This window comes from Limnoraphis robusta CS-951, assembly GCF_000972705.2.
This window is the reverse complement of record NZ_LATL02000003.1, coordinates 1-21,757: the sequence shown is the minus strand read 5'-3', so window position 1 is coordinate 21,757 and position 21,757 is coordinate 1. Positions and strand designations below refer to the sequence as shown.

The following is a 21,757-nucleotide window of genomic DNA, read 5'->3' as shown; positions in this document are numbered from 1 at the left end:
GAAAAACGTGCTAGAGGAACGGGATTATTGGGTTTGTTGGTCGCAAATTTCAGGAGTCGGGCCGATTTCTTTGCAACGCCTCCGCCTGCATTTTGGTACACTCAAAACCGCTTGGGAAGCTTCAACTCAAGAGTTACAAAAAGTAGAGGGTTTTGGACGACAAACCGCCGAAAAAGTGGCAGAGCAGCGAGTCAAATTTGACTGCGATCAATTTATCAAAACTCATTCCGAAAAAAACCCTGATTTTTGGACTCCTGCTGATACAGATTATCCGCGTTTACTCTTAGAAATTCCGACACCACCACCTGTTTTATATTATCGAGGAACGATTGAACCCGAAGAAAACCAAGGAATTCGACCGACTGTTGGGATTGTTGGAACTCGTGAACCTTCTGAATATGGGCGGCGTTGGACGCGCAAAATTAGCAGTGTATTAGCCAAAAGTGGCTTAACGATTATATCAGGAATGGCGGCCGGAATTGATACCGAAGCCCATTCTAGTTGTTTGGATGCAGGCGGACGAACACTGGCTATTTTTGGGACGGGAGTTGATATTATTTACCCCAAAGATAACCGTCAATTGTCTGAAAGAGTTATTCAAAATGGTTTAGTAATTAGTGAATATCCCGCAGGAACAAAGCCCAATCCTCGACATTTTCCCAGTCGAAATCGGATTATTGCGGGTTTAAGTCGAGCCGTATTTGTGATGGAAGCAGGTAAAAAATCAGGAGCATTAATTACCGCTTATGTGGCGAATGAGTTTTGTCGAGATGTGTATGTTTTACCTGGACGTTTAGATGATGAAAAGTCTCAAGGTTGTTTAAAGTTAATTAATGGGGGCGCGAGTTTAATTCCCGTAGAAATCGAAGAGTTATTAGAACAACTTGGCGCTATCCCAAAACTCGATACGCCTCAACAATTATCCTTGCTGGAACCGCCTGCAAAACCTCAACCTTCTATTCCGACTCTAGAACCGAATTTAGCCCAAGTTTTTCAGGCTATCTCTTCTGAAGCCACTGCTTTTGATATGATTGTTCAACAAACGGAATTAGAGGCGGCTATCGTTTCAAGTTCGTTGTTACAGTTGGAACTTTTGGGGTTAGTTTCTCAGTTACCCGGAATGCGTTATCAACGGTGTTAATTGTTGGTTAATTGTAGGGGCGGGTTCTGTAAGAGCTATAATATCAGTCAGGGATTGAACTAAACCCGCCCCCAATATTAGAGCGACTGCCAGGGCGGGTTTATCAATGTAGTTTGTGGGATGAATAAATCTCTTTGAACCCGCCCTTACGTTAAGATGAATAAATCTATGCTAAACTCAATAAAAATTGTATTTTCCTCAAGACCTTAAACCGATGACGGATCATTCTTTTCCTCGCTTTCATCTCGCTTTTCCTGTATTAGACTTAGAAAAAACTCGCTCTTTTTATAAAGATGTATTGGGGTGTACAGAAGGGCGAAGTAGTGAGAGATGGGTTGATTTTGACTTTTTTGGACATCAAATTACGGCTCATTTAGAATCATCAGAAGATGGTACGATTTCGACGAACTTTGTTGATGGTGAAAATGTTCCTGTGCGTCATTTCGGAGCGATTTTAGAGTGGAATGAATGGCATAAATTGTCTGAATCTTTACAAAATAAACAAATAGAATTTATCATTAAACCTCAAATTCGTTTTCAAGGACAAGTGGGTGAACAAGCGACTTTATTTATCAAAGATCCCAGTGGAAATGTCTTAGAGTTTAAATCGTTTCAAGATGAAAGTAATATTTTTGCAACGGATATGAACGCTTAAACCCATTGATTTGACTTATTCCCATTCTTCTAATTCACTCACCCAATTTTGCAATGTTGCAATCATTTGTTCTCGTCGAGTTTCAAAGTTAGCCGCAATCCAAATTAACACTAAACCCACAATAAAACCAATAATCCATTTAAAAAATGAATAAATCGAATTTAGAATCAACAGTTGGTTAACAGCATTAATCAAGAATGTTACCGTACCCACGTATAAAAAAGCCCTAATTCGCAATCCTAAGCCGATAAAAATGGCAATCAAACTAATAAAACCGGGAAGAATTCCAGTCCATTGATTCGTTAACAATGCGGCTACACAAATCATACCTATTCCACAAATTCTAATCCAATGACGCAAGAGTTTTTGTTCGGGACGTTGTAAACTGGGATCAACTTGGGCAAAATATAACAAAGACAATCCGGGAAGAAGTGTATCACCTAAAGCACCTAAATTATTTTCTGTTAACAATAACCAGCGATAATAAGCAAAATTGATTAATCCAATACTAAAATAAGTGAGTTTAATATTGCCCGTCAATCGAGCTAAAACCACATATAAAATAATAGCTAAACTAACAGAAATATACCAAGATAGTTCTAAGTTTGACCCGGCGATAATTGTTGTAAAAACCACAGTTAAGACGGGTATAATCATCGCGACTCGCCGCCAGGGTTTAAGCTGCCATCCCCAACTTTCCCAAGGGATAAAATAAATAAAATACGCAATCAGAGAGGCAATTGCACCGCTCCAGGGAATTAATAATCCTTCTAAATTTAAAATATCGCTAATAAAGTAAGTCATTGCTGCGGCTTGTAAACATCCAATATAAACCCAAAATTCCGCTTCAATAGCATTAGAATGATAACGACCTTGAAAAATGGCATATCGGGTTAAAAAGATTCCGATTCCTAAACTTAACCAGGAGTTGAGTTCAGAAGGAAGAGACAGAGAAGCTATTAAAAAACAGCTACTCATTGCCCAGTGAAGATGAGCAATATTTTTCACTTCATTCTCACTCAGATGTAGATAATGAATGAGTTGAGGTGATAATAGACGATAAACGTAAACGATTGTTGTTCCTAAGCCTGCAAAGGCAATGAATTGTTCTCCAATGGGGGCAGAATATGTGTTATAAAATAATAGTTGATAAGCCGCGAGGGAAACGCCAAAAATCCCCATATAGGTTAGAGGTTTTAACTCAGGACTCCGCCGCCCGACTCCGATTAAAATGAATGCTAGGATAAATAAACTGGTTCCTGTCCAGTTATCAAAACTGCCGGATGACCTTAAAACTGCACCAAATATTCCGTAAAATAGGGGTAGAATTTGCCAGGGATTGGATAGATGATGAATTCTATTTCTATGTCGCCAATAATCTCCTAAAATTTGGGTGATTAATCCTAAAATTAGATTGGCAATGGATAAATTAAAAAGGGCGTTGTCTGTAAAGCTGAGAACGTGAGCCATTAAAAGTTCGAGTTGCCAACCGAAAATGTAAACGAAAAAAGGGAAAGTTGAGTCTTCTGTCTCTGATGGGGGAGGATTGAAAAGCCGAATCATCACTGCTATAATTGAGATAAAAGTTGCTACAGTGATTGGAATTGACGGGGTTAAAAGTTGCCAATAAATTCCCACAACATACCCGGTTAAACCGATTAATTCAACCCAACATAAAAGGACTGTCCAGCTTTCGATAGCAATAGCATACAGAACCGTGATAGAATTCGATAAGCGGTTTAATATAGCCTGACCTATCCAGAGTAAATTGAGGGCGATTGCAATCACAACTAACCCGCGTGCTAAAGTTAAATCGGGGATAGTTTCCCAGGCTAAAAACCCTGAAAAAGTTAACCCAAAACCTACGGTTAGAATGGCTGAAAGTTGACTTTGAAGATGATTGGTATTCAAAATCATTACCGCAGTGCCAACACCCCAACTGATTAACCGAATGCCAGGGATTCTAAATACCAGTAATTGTAATAATATTGCTCCTATAATACTGAATTGACTGGCTAATTGTCGGCGTTGGGGAATCAGACGAGCGATACTGGTTAATGCAATTGGAGTCATTAACCACATAATTCCCCATAGACTCAACCCTTGACAAGTAAAGTTTTCACAGAAAGAAGCGGAATTCTCAGTTGAATTACCATAAAAGAATTGATAACTCAAACCGGCTAAGATTAATCCCATGTGCCAAGCACTTTTGAGAATGGAATGCGGAATTAGGATGGTTTGTGAGCGAGTAAAAATGGTGTAGAATAACCACTCTAATATCATCAATACAATTGATAATATTCCCCATTCTTCTAAACGAAGTTGAGGAAAAAATAATTCAATAAAACTGGCTAAAGTCAGTAAACCTGTAACATGGGTAAGATAAACGAGAAAAACCCTTGGGGATTGACGCCGAATCGTATAAACGACTAAAATCAGTGTAGATGCTAATAAGTTAAGCGATCGCACAACGGGATCAAGAAGCGAAATTGCTGTTAAAATCACACCCAATCCTAAGCTTATTTTCTCTCCAAATCGAGCTAAATTTTGCTTTTGCTGCTGATGAATCCACTCCGTTAATGCTAGCATCAACCCTAAATAAACCAATCCCACTAAACCTAGTAATACCCAAGGATTATCAGGAGATTGCGTGATTTGGAGAGAAAATTCTATAATATTTTGTTGGCTTTGTTCAGGAATTAAACGCCAAACTAAACTAAACGCTTGGAGTCCAATCGCAAAAATCAAAGCTAAATCTTTCTGATGCCAAAACTGTCTTAAATTTCTTCCAAAAATTAACAACGCAATGCTACTCACGCCTAAAGCTTGTTCGGGTTTATTTTCGATAGAAACAAGCCAACCTGCGGCTAATAGAAGATAAGCAAATGGTTGTAAAATAACCTCTGAATAAAGAGATAATAAGCCTCCAGTTAACCCTAAAGCAAATCCGAATTGAGAAACATCAAGATTGACGACAAAAATGGCTCGCCACCAGAGAAAAGCTACAGGAACAAGGCAAAATATTAAAGGTAAGTTTTCCAGCCTGTTTAAGCTAATCTGTTCCTGTTCCTGACGACGACAAAAAGTAACAAATCCAGTCCCAATAATTCCTAAATAAACAGCAATCAATGGAAAGCCTGGTACTCTCCAACCTAATTGTAAATAACTGAGTCCGAGTTGATTTAGAATTAGCAATGCTTGGAGTGAAATTCCGGGGGATTCTCTTGCCGTTGAAATGGGATTGAAAAGAATTGTAATTCCTGTTAAAATAATGATAGCGATCGCACTAAATAAAGCGGTGATGGAATCCAGTAATCCTAAACTATCAATCGCCCAAAAATTTAGCGGAATTAACAGCAATGTCACCCATTTTAACGTTTGTGAAGTTAAAGGTAGACTACTGTTCATTCCCAGCCAAACCGTAGCGATAAAAAACCCTAAAGTATAAGCAAATAAGACTCCATATTGGGCAATCGTTGGTAATTCCTGCCATCGGCTCGCGACTAATACCCCCGAAGAAACCAACACCATAAATAATCCCAAAAATAGCAGCCATCGCACGCTAAATTCGGCTTGAAAAGAAGACCACAAACGGGAAGGTAAATTGACTAGATTGCGACGGGATTGACCTTGATCAACTGCGACAGGTATTGTTAGACTGGGGCTTTCCTGAACTGTTGCTGAAGAGGCTATCTCAACCGAAGTATCAGGCGGAGGCGGAAGCGGTTGACTGAGATATTGCTGACTAAGNCCAAAAATAGCAGCCATCGCACGCTAAATTCGGCTTGAAAAGAAGACCACAAACGGGAAGGTAAATTGACTAGATTGCGACGGGATTGACCTTGATCAACTGCGACAGGTATTGTTAGACTGGGGCTTTCCTGAACTGTTGCTGAAGAGGCTATCTCAACCGAAGTATCAGGCGGAGGCGGAAGCGGTTGACTGAGATATTGCTGACTAAGTTGAAGCAGTTGTTCATCAGACAACAAACCTAAGTGCAACCATGCTTCTAAACCCTCTAACAAAACCGGATTGTCAGCCCGAACACGAATTTGAATTTCAATAAATTTTATCAGGGGGGAAGACATGAGTTTAAAAATACAAAAATAGATCTGATGTTATCAAGTGAGGCTAAGATAACATAATCGCTTTTCAAATAGCAATAAAGTCGGGAAAGGATTAAAATCTTTTTACAAAACTTAGAGTTGATTTAGATTAATAATCAGATTCGGGAACAAAATCCAGGGTCAATTCAGTCTGTTCTTCAAAGAAATCTAGAGAATATTTCAACAATGGCTAATCTTTTAATTCAAGCCGATTTTTCAGGCTCGGTTGATAGCAGTNAGTTAAGTTACTGACCTCAATAAACGCTGAATCTATACCAAAAATAGTAATCTCATCTTCACCGGATGTAAAGTCGGGAAAGGATTAAAATCTTTTTACAAAACTTAGAGTTGATTTAGATTAATAATCAGATTCGGGAACAAAATCCAGGGTCAATTCAGTCTGTTCTTCAAAGAAATCTAGAGAATATTTCAACAATGGCTAATCTTTTAATTCAAGCCGATTTTTCAGGCTCGGTTGATAGCAGTCGTTTTGCTGTACTGGGAAGTCTTCAAGATGATAATATTACGTTTCCGATTGAACTTCAAGATGAGCAGGGAAATCTTCTAACCTCCAATGCAGATGTTAGCCAACTCGAAATTTTACTTCGTGACGGAAATGATCGTTTAGAGGGTTCAACTCTTCAGAGAAATAGCGAATTAATTGTAGTTGGAAACCAAGGAGATGACGAAATTATCGGAAGCTTCAACGCGGATACTCTCTTTGGGGGACAGGATGGAGATGATATTTTTGGGGGAGATGGCGACGATCAAATCTTTGGAAACTTAGGGGATGACTTTGTTTTGGATGGCGGACTTGGAAATGACGCCGTTTTTGGGGGTCAAGGTGACGATTATGTACGGGGTGGAGAGGGAGATGATCAAGTCTTTGGCGATCGCGGAAATGACGTGATTCATGGGGATGGAGGGGTTGATCTCCTAACAGGTGGTGAAGGTCGAGATCAATTTATCATTGATTTAATGTTAGAAACTCCCACTAATAATCCCAACTTTGTTGATACGATTACCGACTTTACATCCGGTGAAGATGAGATTACTATTTTTGGTATAGATTCAGCGTTTATTGAGGTCAGTAACTTAACTTCTGTTGGGGGTTCGTCTGGATTTATTCTCTACGATATTCGGGATGGTGACATCGGTTCGGGTGGTGAAACTCCTATTGCTTTTATTAACCAAAATCCCGGTCTAACAACTGCATTAACGGTGGGTACAGATATTTTTGTGATTTAATCTACTAAAAAATAGGTAAAAATCGTAAATTTTCTAGCCCACAAAAATGCTGAGGCACATTCTAGGAAAATCTCTAGACGTGCGCCTCAAAGTCAAGCTGTTAAGCTTTTTTCATTGTGGCATCTCTCTTTTCGGACTCTCGGAACTTAAATCACGTAGCCATTGAATCGAGAGACTGCAATTTCCGCTTAAGATTTAGTAATCGCTCGAATAGCGATCGCGCTTGCGACCTCCTCCAAATGAATTTTTCTTTTCAGGCGGTCGCGCTTTATTGACCTTGAGATCGCGTCCCATCCATTCGGCTCCATCAAGAGCTGCTATTGCGGCGTCTTCTTCAGACTCCTGCTTCATTTCGACAAATGCAAAACCTCGGGGGCGACCTGTTTCGCGGTCAGTTGGAATACTAATCCGTTGGACGGTGCCATATTCAGAAAATACGTCCTTGAGATCATCTTCCTTGACGTCGTAAGACAGGTTACCTACATAAATCGACATACGTTACTTCCAAAATCAGACGAATGTGAAAGATAGACATTTCGGAAGACAAGCTAGAGCCTATGAAACAGAACAAACGACTTGTACTGAAAGCAATAACTGCTACCGATACCTACTCTTTCATACTTATTGTAACACGATGAGTTCCAGTTAAGAGCTGAATCAGCGATTATCAATCAAAAATACCCCAAAATCCCTTGGCTAGAAGTATTACCTCAGTTCTAACTCTTCGCTAACTATAAGCCCTTCTCCCCTGCTTCTGGAGTTGAGTCGGGTGACGCCGGAAGTTCAACTCGCCAAAGCCATCCTTTTTTATACATTTCTTCAACTTTGGCTTGGTAAATTTCCTCGATTCCTTTAATTAATACATCAGACGGACGATACAAAAAGATATCACTAAAATTTTCATCAGGAAGTAGAGGAATATTCGACTGTACAACAAGTTGTAGATAAACATCGGACTTCAGTCGATGGCTAAAGGGCAGAATTCTTCCGGGTTCGGCATCACTAATCACCAGAGGAGTGGGAGAGAGATTGACAATTTCAGCAACAGCCGGAACATAACGGCTTCGGGTATAACTTTTATGCCACCAAACCGGATGTAAAGAACTCACTAAACTGGATAAAATTCCGCTCACTGCGACCGCCCAAAAAATAGATTTCCAGCGTTTTTTTTGTTTTAAATTGAGGAAATTATCACTAATTTTATGAGTCAAAAGATAAGCCCAGGAAATCTGCAAACCCAAATAAGCCGGAATTCCATAACGAGTAATGGTTGATTGTTGTCCNACCAAACCGGATGTAAAGAACTCACTAAACTGGATAAAATTCCGCTCACTGCGACCGCCCAAAAAATAGATTTCCAGCGTTTTTTTTGTTTTAAATTGAGGAAATTATCACTAATTTTATGAGTCAAAAGATAAGCCCAGGAAATCTGCAAACCCAAATAAGCCGGAATTCCATAACGAGTAATGGTTGATTGTTGTCCTCCGAATAATAAATCAGGTAACATCAAAGCCGTTCCGGTGACTCCCATTAACGCCATCACAAAAAACCAAGTTTTAACCGGAGTATTTTTAATCAAAATGTAAACAGAAGATCCGGCGAGAAAAATAATCAGATACAAGATTGGATTTAATAAACTGAAGCCTTGATTAAAATCAAAAATAATTCGGGTTAAATTCAAACCCCAAAATAACAGGATATTTTCGTCTCGACTCACCCGATGAGAGCTAGTATTATCGACTAAATCAGGAAAATTATTAAAAACAATCACTAACCAAGGCGAAAAGAGAACAACACTCAATAAAACCGCAGCCAAAGCCGGAATGATATAGTCTAACTTGCGCCATTGTTTCAGCCCAAACAAATAAATACCATGAGCCAAATAAACCAACACTGAAAACAGATGAGAATACAGTCCTAACGTTATACTAAACGCATAGATTCCCCAAGCAAAAACTTTAGATTTAACCGCTTTATCAGTTTGTGTGACTCGCAACGCCTTTAAGAATGCAGCACTTGAAAATAAAATGATAAACGTCCATAAACTATAGGCGCGAGCTTCTTGAGCATACAAAATATGAAAGGGAGAAATCGCAATAATTCCCATCGCCACCCAACCGACAGTCTCCGACTGAAACAGTTCTAAACANCTTTAAGAATGCAGCACTTGAAAATAAAATGATAAACGTCCATAAACTATAGGCGCGAGCTTCTTGAGCATACAAAATATGAAAGGGAGAAATCGCAATAATTCCCATCGCCACCCAACCGACAGTCTCCGACTGAAACAGTTCTAAACATAACCAATATATCGCTGGAAAACAGAGCAAACTAATCAACGCTGATAAACAGCGAATCGTCGCCACAGAATGATTAAAAATTTGCATCCAGAACCGAGCTAATAAATAGTAAAATGGAGAATGTTCGGGATGTTTTCTAAAGGTCGTAAAAGCATCTTTTAAACTTTTTTCTGCGGTCGGATATTGATAAATTTCAACTAAATCTCTAGCACTAATAATTTGACCTGTATAAACTTGGGGAATCAAATCATCATGCAAATAACCCGAACTTCTCAACGAGGTATGAACTTCATCATACCAATAGACTTTATAACCCAAATTAACAAACCGAAAGGCAATTCCTACGATGAGAAGAAGCGCCGCAAACTGTTGTAACCATCGGGTCGTTGATTTTGATGTTTCCATTCTTTGAGATTGATCGGGCTGCTCACTGATTTTACATTTAATCTGAGTAATTATTACAACTGCCGATTAATTCGCGTAACATCGGGAGATTCAGCCTGTGACCATGCTAATATATTGAAGTTAAGCCACTCCAACCCAACCCAAACCCAAATATTATGAAAATTGAGATTCAAGGAGTAGATGCCGTTTCAGCCACCGAGGAACTGCTGGCTATCGAGGGAATAGAGGGAAGTTATGAAACCCTCGATGAAGTACGAAGGGAAGGAACCTTAACCACCATTGCTACAATTGTTGGAATTGTCAGTGGTAGCTTAACAGTTGCCGAAAAATTATACGAGTTGAATAAGAAATATCAAAAATCTCTGTAACACCTTTAAGTTCACTCCTGAAGAATCCAACAGAGGAAATCTTCCTTATTGCTGGAGTAGACGTAAGCTTTACCGATGGATAATGACTCACAAACAATTGAAAGACATAACCTGGGAGGGTGTAGTAGAAGAAGGAGGGTTTTTGGAGAGTTACAAAGTTATACAGGTGTGGCCGGAATATTTCTCTTATAAAGGCAGCCATGCTTGATCCTCTTTAGGTATTAGTTAATAATAAGAACTTGGAGTTTCATTGTGTTCTACCCAACAATACAATGCCTGTTTATGAGTTGGGTTTCGTGACCTCAACCCAACCTACTTCTTGGGGGAATTAACAGTAAAGTATTTTGCTTAATTTTCTTGTTCAAATATTTGAATGATTTCTTCTATCGTTTTATTGGCAATGTCTGTTTGATCGGATTTGGAGTAGATGGTGACAAGAATAATTTTTGTCTCGGTTTTAAGGTAGTAAATAACCCGGTAGCCTGCGCTTTTTCCTTTTTGGATATTGGTATTTTTGAGACGAACTTTAAAGACTTGATATTTGATTCCTGAAATTAAATCTCCTGGGGTTGCTCCTGTTTGTAGTTGGTCTATGAGAGGGGTTATATCTTTGCGGATTGAGCGATAACGCTTGGCAAGTTTAGCGAGATCTTTCTTGAATCGGGGTGTAAGGAGAATTTCTCTAGAACTGTGGTCAGTCAACGTCAATCCCCTCCCACATCTGGGCTAGGGGAATAGTTTCACCATTTATCGCTTGGTGTAAGCCTTCTTTGATACCTTCTATCGCAACAGCGTCGGGGGTTTCATCTAGTTGGTCAACTTGGTTTTCACGTTGGGTCTGAAATTCTAGAAATTCGATGAACTCAATGACTTTTTGCTGTTGCTCAGGGGTCAACTCTCTAATTTTTTGGATTGCCATTTCTAGAGTTAACATACTTATCTCTCCTTGTTTACAGCTTTAACCAGCCAAACATCTCCCCAACGGTTAGCTTAAATTTTCCCATAAATTCAGGAATAGGTAATTCATCGGTTTCGGTTTGAAAGAGTTTAGGTTGTTGTTGGTGGGGAAAAACTAAAACCGATTCTTCTTCCGGGTAAATTAACCATCCCAAACTGCTACCGTTATTCAAACAATGTAGAATATTTCCAGTAACTAGACCCGGGCTTTGATTGGGAGATAAAATTTCAATAGTCCAATCGGGATAAGTATTAAAAACATTTACTATATTACCGTTTTCATCTCGGGGAATTCTCTCCCACGAGAAAACTGTTACATCGGGAACAATTGAACGTCCGCCAAAAGTACACCGAAGTTCGGGAAAAGCACGAGCAATGCGCTGACGACTAACCAAGCTATTAATAGTAAGAATTAATTCGGCTTGGATGGTGCTATGTTTACCTTGGGGCATGGGCTTTTTAACAATTTTACCGTCAATATATTCGCTGGCGGGTTTCGTTTCTGGTAATGCCAAAAATTCTTCTAGCGTGAGTTGACGTTCAGAAATCTCGATGATAGGTCATCCCCTCCTTTTTCGGTTGCAAGTTTTGTTTGATTGTAGCAAAATTTTCGCGGAAAAATAGATTCATCAATTGTTTGGGCGATATCACCTCCTTGGGCTTATTTTACAATTTAATAATATGATGTCCGGCTGATTAATTTTGTTAGGGGTGGGGCGGGTTTAACTAAATCTGGGAGTAGTAGTCAAGATATTGAAGAACCCGCCCCTACGAAACGGATTATTGATTAGTCGGATATCATATAAGTATTTAATGAGTTAATATTCTAGCCGCAAACGTAATAAAATATAGCCTGTTTCTGGATGGAGATGTTCATCAACGGGGATGAAACCATATTGTTGATAAAAAGCCCGCCCCGCTTGATTTTCTTTAAAGACTTCCACAAAAAGTTGACTTCGCAATGTTTTCGCCCAATCAATTAAAGCCCGTCCAATTCCCTGGCGTTGGAATTGAGGATCAACAAAAATCGCCCCAACCTGATTATCTAATAACGAAATAAACCCCAACACCAGGTTATCCCGTTCAAAAACCCAGGTTTCTGCTGCGGGTAAATAAACCTTTGGTATGTTTTGACGTTCGGTTTCTAGAAAAGCTTCATCCAAAAAAGAATGGGCTATTTTAGAGGCGGAATACCAAACCTCTAACAAACGGTTGAGATCCTGTTCTTGGTAAGGGCGAATCATGGGTTTAAATCAATTCAATTAATCGCTGCTAGTTTGGGCTAAATTTTCCCTTTCTTTGAGTTTAGAGGCGACAAAATGCCAAACCAAACCCACTGCAATTAATCCTAACCCAATTAACCAAACTTGCCACTCGATCCAAAAGGCTAAAAATAAGCCGGAAAATAAGGCAAATAAACTCATCCAAACGGGATATAATCGTTGTTCATCACTCAAACGCAACGCCGCCAAACCGACAATTCCGCAGCGCCATAACGAACCAAAAGCACTTAACGACCAAGTGGTTTTTACATCCCCCGTTAAAACCAAAAGTCCCACAGTAATACTAATAAAAATCACCGCCCAATAGGGTGTAGTTCCGGCTGGATTTAACTGAGCAATTAATTTCGGCATATCGCCCCGTCTTCCCATTGCTAATAATAACCGAGATAAACCTAAAATAATACTCAATAACACGCTTAAAGTTGCGGTAATTGCCCCAATTGCTAACAGCGTTTTTGCACCGGGAATTCCTAAACTTGCGGCTACAACTTCTAACGGTGCGGCTTCTTCGGAGGCAATTCCTAATGCTTCGGGGCCAATTGTTCCCAAACTCACAAGGGCAACACCCATGTAAATTATCGTGGTAATTGCCAAAGTGACTAAAACAGCTTTCGGGATATTTTTCCGAGGTTCTGTAATTTCTTCCCCTAACATTGTAATTCGGGCGGGACCGTTATAAGCAACAAATAATAAAGCCACAGATTCGAGGAAGTTTTTAGAGCCTGTTTTCAAGTCAATTTCTGCAAATTCTACGGGTAAAAATCCCTTTTGAGATAAGACAAATCCTCCGGCAATAATTAAGAAAAATAAGGCAAATAAAGTAATCGAAAGAATCACCGTTGTAGCAGCTTTAGACCGTCGCATTCCGCCCAAGACCACAACAGTTAAAGCCAAAACAGCAAGTTCAGCAATAGGAACTAAAAACGAGTGTGAAATGCCCAGAGACTTAATTAAATAACTAGAAAAACCGAGTGCAGCCGTCGCCGCCACCGCCGTTTTTCCGAGTAGATACATCCACCCTCCGGTAAAACCAAACCAAGAGTTAAGATACTTGTAACCGTATTCATAAATACCGCCACTAACGGGATGACTGGCGGCGAGTTGGGCGAGATTCAAACTATTAGCAATTTGCAAAATTCCCGCAACAACCAACGCCCCAATCACCCCATAACCGGATAAGGCTGCGGCCAAACCCAAACTGACAAAAATTCCGACACCAATAACCGATCCTAACCCCATAATTGTGGCACCAAACCAACCTAATTCGCGTTTAAGTTGTTGGGGAGAATGCTGGGATGCAGACATACTTTTTTCTTTCCTTGATTCGGCTACCTTCTAAAAATAGGGGTATGAATTCAGCACACCCCTTTCGGTTAATTTACAAAAGCAGACAAGAACGGATTTTCGGATTAAGTGATCTGTTGAAAGCATAGATTTATGCGTCCAGTGTATTCGGTTAATCCGTTTTTCCCGCTCAAATCTGTTTCCTCAATTAGTTTTGTTGGAGGGTCGATAAACTGGAGTTGGAGTCAACAGCAGCCATCTGTTTGGTTTGAACCATTGTCGCTTGTAGCATCGGAGTCCGACTAATGGAATTATTCGCTAAATTAAACAACGGACTGGATAGAATTCCGGCTAAGGAAGTGGCAATCAATGAAAGCACTAACCCCACTTGTAAAGGCCGCATTCCCGGCAAATTCCAGCGAATTGCAGGATAGTTTTTCACCGCATCTGACATTTCTTGCGGCTCTTTCACCACCATCATTTTAACCACACGAATGTAGTAGTAAATTGACACGACACTGGTGACTAATCCTAACAACACTAAGCCATATAATCCGGCTTGCCAACCTGCCCAAAACAGGTAAATCTTACCGAAAAATCCAGCTAGAGGCGGAATTCCACCCAAGGACAGTAAACAAATACTTAAACCCAACGTTAGGAGCGGATCTTTTTGATATAAGCCGCTATATTCACTAATTTGATCCGTTCCGGTTCGCAGCGAGAACAGAATTACGCAGGTAAAACCGCCCAAGTTCATAAACAAATACACCAACAGATAAAAGATCATGCTGGAGTAACCCGCTTCTGTTCCGGCGATTAACCCGATCATCACAAATCCCGCTTGGGCGATGGAGGAATAAGCCAACATCCGCTTCATGCTGGTTTGGGCGAGGGCGACTACATTTCCCAACACTAAACTGAGAATTGCCAACGCCGTGAACACAAACCGCCACTGATCGCTAACAAGGGGAAACGCATTGACTAATAACCGTATCGCTAGGGCGAACCCTGCCGTTTTGGAACCGACAGACAAAAACGCCACAACCGGAGTTGGTGAACCTTCGTAAACGTCGGGTGTCCATTGGTGGAAGGGAACCGCCGAGATTTTAAAGGAAATCCCCGCAATCACAAAAACAAGGGCAATCACCAAGCCGAGAGATTCACCCGCCCCGGTCCTAGCCAGGACTTTGGCGATCGCATCAAGCTGAGTTTCGCCGCCAGAGAGTCCATACAGCAGCGATAACCCGTAGAGGAACACAGCCGAACTTGACGCCCCAATCAGCAGGTATTTCAACGCCGCTTCGTTGGAACGAGGATCGCGTTTGGTGTAGCCTGTCAACAGGTATGATGAAATACTCAGGGTTTCTAGGGAGACGAAAATCATCACCAATTCCGTCGCTCCCGACAGGAACATTCCCCCCAAAGTGGCAGTTAGCAGAATGCAGATAAATTCGGCTAGGGCTGTACCTGTTTGTTCGACATAGCGAACCGACATCAAAATCGTCACCATTGCAGACAGGGCGATGATGCCGCGAAATATCACGCTAAGGGCGTCGCCGTTAAAACTGCCCAAAAATGAGACGGTATCGCTGCTACTCCACTGATAGCACAAGGCGACAATAGAGGCGAGAAGACCTGCGATCGCCAGATAAGGTGTCCAGCGAGAAGAAGCAGTTCGTCCAACGATCAGATCTCCAATTAAAACGGCTAAGAGGGTAATAATCACAATCCCCTCTGGCAAGATCGTTCCAGCGTTTAACTGGGCTGCAATACTCGAAAAATCCATAAGCTTCGATGATTGGATAATACCCATGACTGGTTATTGAACGCCAGTCAGAGCGAAACACATCCGACAATATAATCTTTCTCTCTGTCTTGATTCAAGAGGACAAGCAGATCACAAGTCAAAACAAACAGCTAAAACCGTAGACTCTACTCTTACAGAGAGTTGAAGCGAACAGCTTAAATTGTATAGTAGTAGGATGGGTTTAAAAAGACGATAATACGGGTTAACTGATCTGATGATACAGCTATTTAACACAATCTTAAATTTCCAAAAACGCTTTGTGCATTTGATTTTACCAACTATTCTGGCTGTTGTGATTGCCCAACTCTGGGCGACACCTGCGATCGCAACGGGGGTTTATCAAATGCCGAACTTAACCCCTGGTGATCCCAGTTGGATCGTCGATGAAGGTGATGTTCTCAGTTTTAGCAGCGAACGTCAGATTAACCAAAAATTATCAGAACTTGCTGATCAAACGGGTTATGAAGTTCGTCTGGTGACGCTACGCCGCTTTGACTATGGGGAAACTGCCGATAGCTTTACCGAGGCGTTGTTTAACAAATGGTTCCCGACTCCTGAAGCGGGCGCTAACCAAACTTTGTTAGTCTTGGATGTTCTCACCAACAATAGCGCAATTCTCACCGGAGAAGGCGTTAAGTCCCTGCTGAGTGATGACATTGCCGAAAGTGTAGCCAAAGAAACGTTACAAGTGCCTATCCGAAATGGTAATAAGTATAATGAAGCTTTCCGAGGCGTGAGCGATCGCTTGGTCACGGTATTATCGGGAAATCCTGATCCTGGCCCCCCTAGCGATGAACAACAGGTGCAAGTCGAAAGCACTTTTAAGTCAGCCGAAGAAACCGATGATCAAACGGCTACAATTATAGTTGTGATTGTGTTGGTAGTGGCAACCGTTGCACCGATGGCAACTTACTTCTATCTGCAACGCTCTTAGAGATTTTGAGGATGTAGGGATAGCAGGGATTACAGAGGAGAATCTTTTCCAGCTCAAAATTCAATGTCCGATATCCCTAGTTCCGATTATCAATCCTCATCATGCAATTTATTGATCAAGTTGAAGTTTTAGTGGAAGCGGGTAAAGGTGGCGATGGGATCGTCGCCTTCCGCCGAGAAAAATATGTTCCCGCCGGGGGGCCTTCCGGTGGCAATGGTGGAAAAGGCGGTTCAGTGATTTTAGTCGCCGTCGAAAACCTGCAAACGTTGTTAGATTTTAAATATAATCACCGTTTTCGGGCTGAAGATGGCCGACGAGGTGGCCCCAAAAATATGACCGGGGCAAACGGAAGCGATCGCGTGATTGAAGTTCCTTGTGGGACGGCGGTTTATGATGTAGAAACTGACGAACTTTTAATTGATTTGATTCATCCCCATCAAGAATTTTGTGTGGCAAAAGGGGGTAAAGGCGGTTTAGGAAATGCTCACTTTCTCAGTAACCAAAATCGCGCTCCTGACTATGCTTTACCTGGACTTCCGGGTGAACAACGACAGCTTAGACTGGAGTTAAAACTGTTAGCTGAAGTCGGAATTATTGGTTTACCGAATGCGGGAAAATCAACGTTAATTTCGTCGTTATCTGCGGCTAAACCGAAAATTGCCGATTATCCCTTTACGACTTTAATTCCCAACTTAGGCGTTGTTCGCAAACCGACGGGAGATGGTACCGTTTTTGCAGATATTCCCGGCTTAATTGAAGGCGCTCATTTAGGCTTAGGTTTGGGGCATGAATTCCTGCGCCACATCGAACGAACTCGGGTTTTATTGCATCTAATTGATATTACCGATCCGACTCCTCTTGAAAATTATCACACGATTCTGCAAGAATTAGAAGCCTATGGCCGAGGTTTAACGGATCGTCCGCAAATTGTGGCATTAAATAAAGTGGATGCGGTGGATACTGACAGCGAAGACGTGCAGGAAATCATCACTAAAATTCAGCAAATTACTCAGTCTAAAGTCTTTTTAATTTCGGCTGTTTCTCAAATGGGGTTAAATGATTTAATGCAAGAAGTTTGGCGATCGCTCGATGAGTTGTCACTCTCTGAAAGTTCAACATCCAGGTAGTAGAGTGCATCAAATTCATCGATTTTAACTTAGGTAATCCCGAAATTGATGGTTTGATGCACCCTACTGGTTTTTTTGGAAAAAACCTATTCTTCGAGTTCAATACCCTCAGCCCTCAGTCGTTCGAGAAGGCGTTGGGCGCGAAGTTCAGCAAGTTCTGCGCGTTGATGTTCTTGTTGGGCTAGAAGTTCAGCTTGATCAGCGCGAAGACGTTCTTGATCAGCGCGAAGACGTTCTTGTTGGGCTAACTCAGAACCCCATAAAAGCAACGTTCCCGCCTCATCCCACCACCGCAACCAATAGCCTGTTCGGTTTTCACGGGTGCCTTGCCAAATTCCTAAAAATAACTCCATTTCAGCGATCCAATATCGCCCATTTTCATCAGGTTTTTGTACCTTATATCTGCCGGAATCATCAAGTCGATACAGTTCTAAAACGGCATTTTGAGGTTCAAAAATCGCATAGTTAGGAACTTCCAACACCTGTTCATAAAAAAACCATTTTCCGGGTGGATAAGTGGGTTTAATCGAATATTCACCGCCTTCTGTTTCAGAGATAAATTCCATCACAATGACAGGAATATCCCCTTCCAAACGCGGCGTATAACTGCGTTCGACTTCTGAACGTTCAACTCGAATTTCCCGAATAAACGCCCAGTCTGGTGCTTTGACAACCATTTTGTCATTAACCGTTGCACAGATGCCATAATTAGTCGGAGTTAGGGAATTTTCGGGCAATTTTCCCGCAGTGCTTAACGCCTCTGTTAATGCCATTGCCAATAATGGCTGAGTAATATTGTCCACTGGATCATCGGGTAAAATATAGTCTTCGGGTAACTTTTCCCAAGTTACTTTTAGACTTGCAGTTGTGTTAGTAGGGTGCATCAATTTCATACATTTTAACTTGGGTAATCACCAAATTGTTTGATGCACCCAATTTTTTTGGGGGAGTGGTGCATCAATTTCATACATTTTAACTTGGGTATTCCTGAAATTGTTGTTTGATGCACCCTACTTTTGACGGTTTTCGAGATACCATTGCTTAAAGGTTTGTTTGGGAACAGTGGGTAACGCCCGATGTCTCACCCAAGGATTTAACAGTTTACTGGAAAATAAAAAAGGAAAATATTTCATTACTTTCTGGATTACCACATTTTTTGCAAAGCGATAAACCAGAGGATTTCCTAATACTATACCTGCGGCTTTCATACTGTCTTGACGCGGTAAAGAAAGTAAGTGTTTTTCTGCCATGACTCGACGCCATTTATAAATTTGTTCGGGAAGATCAATTTTCACCGGACAAACATCCCCACAGGAACCACAAAGCGTCGAAGAATAGGGTAAATTGCTGTATTTTTTAGCATCAAAAGTTGGGTCAATAATCATCCCCAAAGGCCCTGAATAAACCGCCCCATAACTTAAACCGCCACTGCGACGATACACCGGACAAGTATTCAAACAAGCGCCACAGCGAATACATTTTAAAGATGACCAAAAATCCGCCATTCCTAACCGTTCACTGCGGCCATTATCGACAATGACTAAATGCAATTCTCCGCCATTTTTAGGCTTGGTAAAATGGGAGGTATATTGAGTAATGGGAGAACCAATGGCACTGCGAGACAGCAAGCGAATAAAGACTGCTAAATGTTCAACTTTTGGGATTAATTTTTCAATCCCCATACTGGCAATATGAAGCGGCGGAATATTCGCCCCCAAATCAGCATTTCCTTCATTGGTACAAACCACAAAACTACCTGTTTCTGCGATCGCAAAATTAACCCCAGTCATCCCTGCATCAGCAGTTAAAAAGCGAGGTCGGGCATTTTGTCGCATCATTTCATTAAGATAATGAGGGTTGTCATTATTAGGATCACTCGCAATTTTTTCGGCAAAAAGTTTCGCTATATCTTGACGGTTTTTATGAATAGCAGGCATGACAATATGGCTAGGCGGTTCTTCATCGAGTTGTTGAATTCTTTCGCCTAAATCAGATTCTGTAACGGTAATTCCGTTCTGTTCTAAAAAGGGAACCATGCCACATTCTTCTTGCAGCATTGATTTACTTTTAACCAANCATGACAATATGGCTAGGCGGTTCTTCATCGAGTTGTTGAATTCTTTCGCCTAAATCAGATTCTGTAACGGTAATTCCGTTCTGTTCTAAAAAGGGAACCATGCCACATTCTTCTTGCAGCATTGATTTACTTTTAACCAACGATTTAACGTTGTGGCTGTTGAGAATAGTGTAAACAATTTGATTATGTTCTACCGCATCTTTTGCCCAATGAACCTGTATTCCGTTTTGTTTAGCTTGGGCTTCAAACTGTTCTAAATAGTCCGCTAAATGAGTCAGGGTATGTTCTTTAATTTGTGAGGCAATTTCGCGCAATTGTTCCCATTCTGGAACCGCAGCAGCCCCTTGATCTCGTTTGAGTCGCGCATTCCAGAGAATTTGATCATATTGTTGGGCGTGTGCTTGATCTTTTAAAAATTGTTCGGCTGCGCCTGCTTGGTTAATGGGTTTAGTCATAATGGATATCCGTTGAGAATTTGGGCAATATGAATGGTTTTTAGGTTAATTTTATAATAGTCAATGATGCCTTTTTGGTGGAGTAAACAACTCATGTCGCCAGAGACAATATATTCAGCACCATTACGGAAATGATCGTTGACTTTATCATAGCCCATTTGAGCAGAAACCGCTTCTTCAAACACACAAAACGTTCCCCCAAAGCCACAACATTCATCAGGACGATCTAAAGTAACAAATTCGATGCCTTTGACTGTTTCTAAGAGGGTTTGACTTTTAGAAAAAGAAGCAATCATTAATTCTGAAGGTCGAGAAATTCCGAGTTTGCGAATAGCACTACAACTATTATGTAAGCCGACTTTATGCGGAAATTCTGCCCAAGGAAAGCTATTAATTTGTAGAATATCATGCAAGAATTCGACCAATTCATAAGTATTTTTACGAACATTCTGCACCTCTGAAGTTTGAGGAATGGCGTCTAAATGCGCCCGAACATGATACACACAACTCGCCGACGGACTGACAATATATTGATAGTCTTTAAAACAGTTGACAAAGACTTGTTCAGTCGCGGCTGCTTCTTGTTGGGTTCCGTTGGTTCCCATCGGTTGACCACAACAGGTTTGTTCGAGGGGATATTCAACTTCTACGTCGAATTTTTCTAATAATTCTAGTGTGGCAATTCCCACTTCTGGGAAGAACGCATCGACATAACAGGGAATAAAAAGACCGACTTTCATAGTGAGTTTGAATGGGTTAATTTGACAGTAAAAAAATGGTTAAACTCCGAACTCCTTGGGCGCCGCGAATAATAACAGCTTCTACATCTCCCGTTGCCGAGGGGCCAGCCATAAAAACACCGTAGGATGTTTGAGTTAATTCAATGCGTTGATAGGCTTGGTGCATATCTCTAACAAGCTGTTTGGAGTCAAGTAAAATGATTAAATGTTGAGAAAGAAAACCCAACGCATTCACGACTAAATCTTCGTGTGTTAACCAAATTGCCCCATTTTCTGCGACTCCAAATTGCCCTCGAATAATGGCAAGATCAACATCTGCTAATTCATGGGGGTTGGTATCGGGCTTTATGGGTTTATTTCCGGTTATTTCAGGAAGGGTAGAACAGATCATTTTGGCATCGGGATAAAGTTCTGTTATTTTTGCTTTTNTCCAAATTGCCCTCGAATAATGGCAAGATCAACATCTGCTAATTCATGGGGGTTGGTATCGGGCTTTATGGGTTTATTTCCGGTTATTTCAGGAAGGGTAGAACAGATCATTTTGGCATCGGGATAAAGTTCTGTTATTTTTGCTTTTATGTCCTCAATATTTTCAACTTTAAATGCTTGTCCTCCCATGCGTGCCAGTTGGGTTTGAAATTCAGAAATTAAGGGTTCTGAGTTGTTGTTAAAAATCGGAATTTCAGGAAGTTTAACTTCTGAATTTGGTTGATTTTTACGAATTGAACTCAAGATTAAATCACGACTGTTCATCAGATTAGAGATTGATTACTAAATAATATGATATCCGATTAATCAATAATCTCAAGCGTAGGGGCGGGTTCGACAGCAATCTTTACTACTACTCAAAGATTGAGATAAACCCGCCCC

The 21,757-nt window shown here is 40.9% G+C and carries 19 protein-coding genes and 1 pseudogene; 6 read left to right on the top strand and 14 right to left on the bottom strand.

Annotated features, from left to right (window positions below):
- Positions 1–7 precede the first annotated feature (7 nt).
- The 3 genes from dprA to WN50_RS36775 all read left to right on the top strand — a co-directional run bounded on the left by dprA (position 8) and on the right by WN50_RS36775 (position 7,150).
- Positions 8–1,141 (top strand): DNA-processing protein DprA, encoded by a 1,134-nt coding sequence (gene dprA, locus WN50_RS00250; protein ID WP_046281085.1) that lies wholly within the window; start codon positions 8–10, stop codon positions 1,139–1,141.
- 214 nt (positions 1,142–1,355) lie between these two features.
- Positions 1,356–1,796: a VOC family protein gene (locus WN50_RS00245; protein WP_046279367.1), complete on the top strand. Its 441-nt coding sequence runs from the start codon at positions 1,356–1,358 to the stop codon at positions 1,794–1,796.
- A gap of 4,541 nt (positions 1,797–6,337) precedes the next feature.
- Positions 6,338–7,150 carry a calcium-binding protein gene (locus WN50_RS36775; RefSeq protein WP_053221404.1) on the top strand — a complete coding sequence of 271 codons (813 nt, stop codon included), beginning with the start codon at positions 6,338–6,340 and terminating at the stop codon, positions 7,148–7,150.
- A gap of 195 nt (positions 7,151–7,345) precedes the next feature.
- Here WN50_RS36775 and WN50_RS00225 read toward each other — a convergent pair whose 3' ends face one another.
- Together WN50_RS00225 and WN50_RS00210 are read right to left on the bottom strand one after the other, a co-directional pair.
- Positions 7,346–7,645, bottom strand: a complete 300-nt coding sequence (locus WN50_RS00225; protein ID WP_046279365.1) for an RNA recognition motif domain-containing protein — start codon at positions 7,643–7,645, stop codon at positions 7,346–7,348.
- A 1,655-nt stretch (positions 7,646–9,300) separates the two neighbouring features.
- Positions 9,301–9,855: glycosyltransferase family 39 protein (locus WN50_RS00210; RefSeq protein ID WP_235440777.1), on the bottom strand; the 555-nt coding region annotated here is incomplete at its 3' end.
- 155 nt (positions 9,856–10,010) lie between these two features.
- On the opposite strand from WN50_RS00210, the gene WN50_RS00205 reads away from it, so the two are divergent.
- The gene (locus WN50_RS00205; protein ID WP_235440776.1) at positions 10,011–10,223 is read left to right on the top strand and encodes a hypothetical protein; all 213 of its coding nucleotides are present in this window, start codon (positions 10,011–10,013) and stop codon (positions 10,221–10,223) included.
- A 348-nt stretch (positions 10,224–10,571) separates the two neighbouring features.
- On the opposite strand, the gene WN50_RS00200 is transcribed toward WN50_RS00205, so the two are convergent.
- The 6 genes from WN50_RS00200 to WN50_RS00175 all read right to left on the bottom strand — a co-directional run bounded on the left by WN50_RS00200 (position 10,572) and on the right by WN50_RS00175 (position 15,533).
- A complete protein-coding gene (locus WN50_RS00200; RefSeq protein ID WP_046279363.1) occupies positions 10,572–10,925 on the bottom strand; it encodes a type II toxin-antitoxin system RelE family toxin in 354 nt (117 codons plus the stop codon).
- Positions 10,918–11,157, bottom strand: a complete 240-nt coding sequence (locus WN50_RS35600; RefSeq protein WP_046279362.1) for a hypothetical protein — start codon at positions 11,155–11,157, stop codon at positions 10,918–10,920. Before WN50_RS35600 ends, WN50_RS00200 begins: the two co-directional genes overlap by 8 nt.
- A gap of 16 nt (positions 11,158–11,173) precedes the next feature.
- Positions 11,174–11,737 carry a Uma2 family endonuclease gene (locus WN50_RS00190; RefSeq protein ID WP_046279361.1) on the bottom strand — a complete coding sequence of 188 codons (564 nt, stop codon included), beginning with the start codon at positions 11,735–11,737 and terminating at the stop codon, positions 11,174–11,176.
- Positions 11,738–11,998: 261 nt separating this feature from the next.
- Complete coding sequence (locus WN50_RS00185; RefSeq protein WP_046281498.1) at positions 11,999–12,424, bottom strand: GNAT family N-acetyltransferase; 426 nt, start codon at positions 12,422–12,424, stop codon at positions 11,999–12,001.
- Between the two features lie 18 nt (positions 12,425–12,442).
- Positions 12,443–13,768 carry an APC family permease gene (locus tag WN50_RS00180; protein ID WP_049557257.1) on the bottom strand — a complete coding sequence of 442 codons (1,326 nt, stop codon included), beginning with the start codon at positions 13,766–13,768 and terminating at the stop codon, positions 12,443–12,445.
- 187 nt (positions 13,769–13,955) lie between these two features.
- On the bottom strand, positions 13,956–15,533 hold the full coding sequence (locus WN50_RS00175; RefSeq protein ID WP_046281499.1) for an NAD(P)H-quinone oxidoreductase subunit N: 1,578 nt from the start codon (positions 15,531–15,533) through the stop codon (positions 13,956–13,958).
- Positions 15,534–15,768: 235 nt separating this feature from the next.
- Here WN50_RS00175 and psb32 point away from each other — a divergent pair, with 235 nt between their 5' ends.
- Both psb32 and obgE read left to right on the top strand, forming a co-directional pair.
- Complete coding sequence (psb32, locus tag WN50_RS00170) at positions 15,769–16,488, top strand: photosystem II repair protein Psb32 (RefSeq protein WP_046281500.1); 720 nt, start codon at positions 15,769–15,771, stop codon at positions 16,486–16,488.
- A 101-nt stretch (positions 16,489–16,589) separates the two neighbouring features.
- Complete coding sequence (gene obgE / locus WN50_RS00165) at positions 16,590–17,615, top strand: GTPase ObgE (RefSeq protein ID WP_046281501.1); 1,026 nt, start codon at positions 16,590–16,592, stop codon at positions 17,613–17,615.
- An 86-nt stretch (positions 17,616–17,701) separates the two neighbouring features.
- Here obgE and WN50_RS00160 read toward each other — a convergent pair whose 3' ends face one another.
- From WN50_RS00160 to WN50_RS00135, 6 genes and pseudogenes are all read right to left on the bottom strand, one after another.
- Positions 17,702–18,499 (bottom strand): Uma2 family endonuclease, encoded by a 798-nt coding sequence (locus tag WN50_RS00160; RefSeq protein ID WP_072075525.1) that lies wholly within the window; start codon positions 18,497–18,499, stop codon positions 17,702–17,704.
- Positions 18,500–18,625: 126 nt separating this feature from the next.
- Entirely contained in the window at positions 18,626–19,651 is a 1,026-nt protein-coding gene (locus tag WN50_RS00155; protein ID WP_235440780.1) for an LUD domain-containing protein, read from the bottom strand.
- Between the two features lie 40 nt (positions 19,652–19,691).
- On the bottom strand, positions 19,692–20,147 hold a 456-nt coding region (locus WN50_RS00150), incomplete at its 3' end, for an LUD domain-containing protein (RefSeq protein ID WP_160315325.1).
- Positions 20,144–20,887, bottom strand: coding sequence for a (Fe-S)-binding protein (locus WN50_RS00145; RefSeq protein ID WP_046281504.1), 744 nt, complete (start codon positions 20,885–20,887; stop codon positions 20,144–20,146). The genes WN50_RS00145 and WN50_RS00150, both read right to left, overlap by 4 nt.
- A 16-nt stretch (positions 20,888–20,903) precedes the next feature.
- Positions 20,904–21,278, bottom strand: a complete 375-nt coding sequence (locus WN50_RS00140; protein ID WP_235440779.1) for a LutC/YkgG family protein — start codon at positions 21,276–21,278, stop codon at positions 20,904–20,906.
- A gap of 38 nt (positions 21,279–21,316) precedes the next feature.
- A pseudogene (locus WN50_RS00135) lies at positions 21,317–21,640 on the bottom strand (LutC/YkgG family protein); the annotation flags it as partial.
- Positions 21,641–21,757 lie beyond the last annotated feature (117 nt).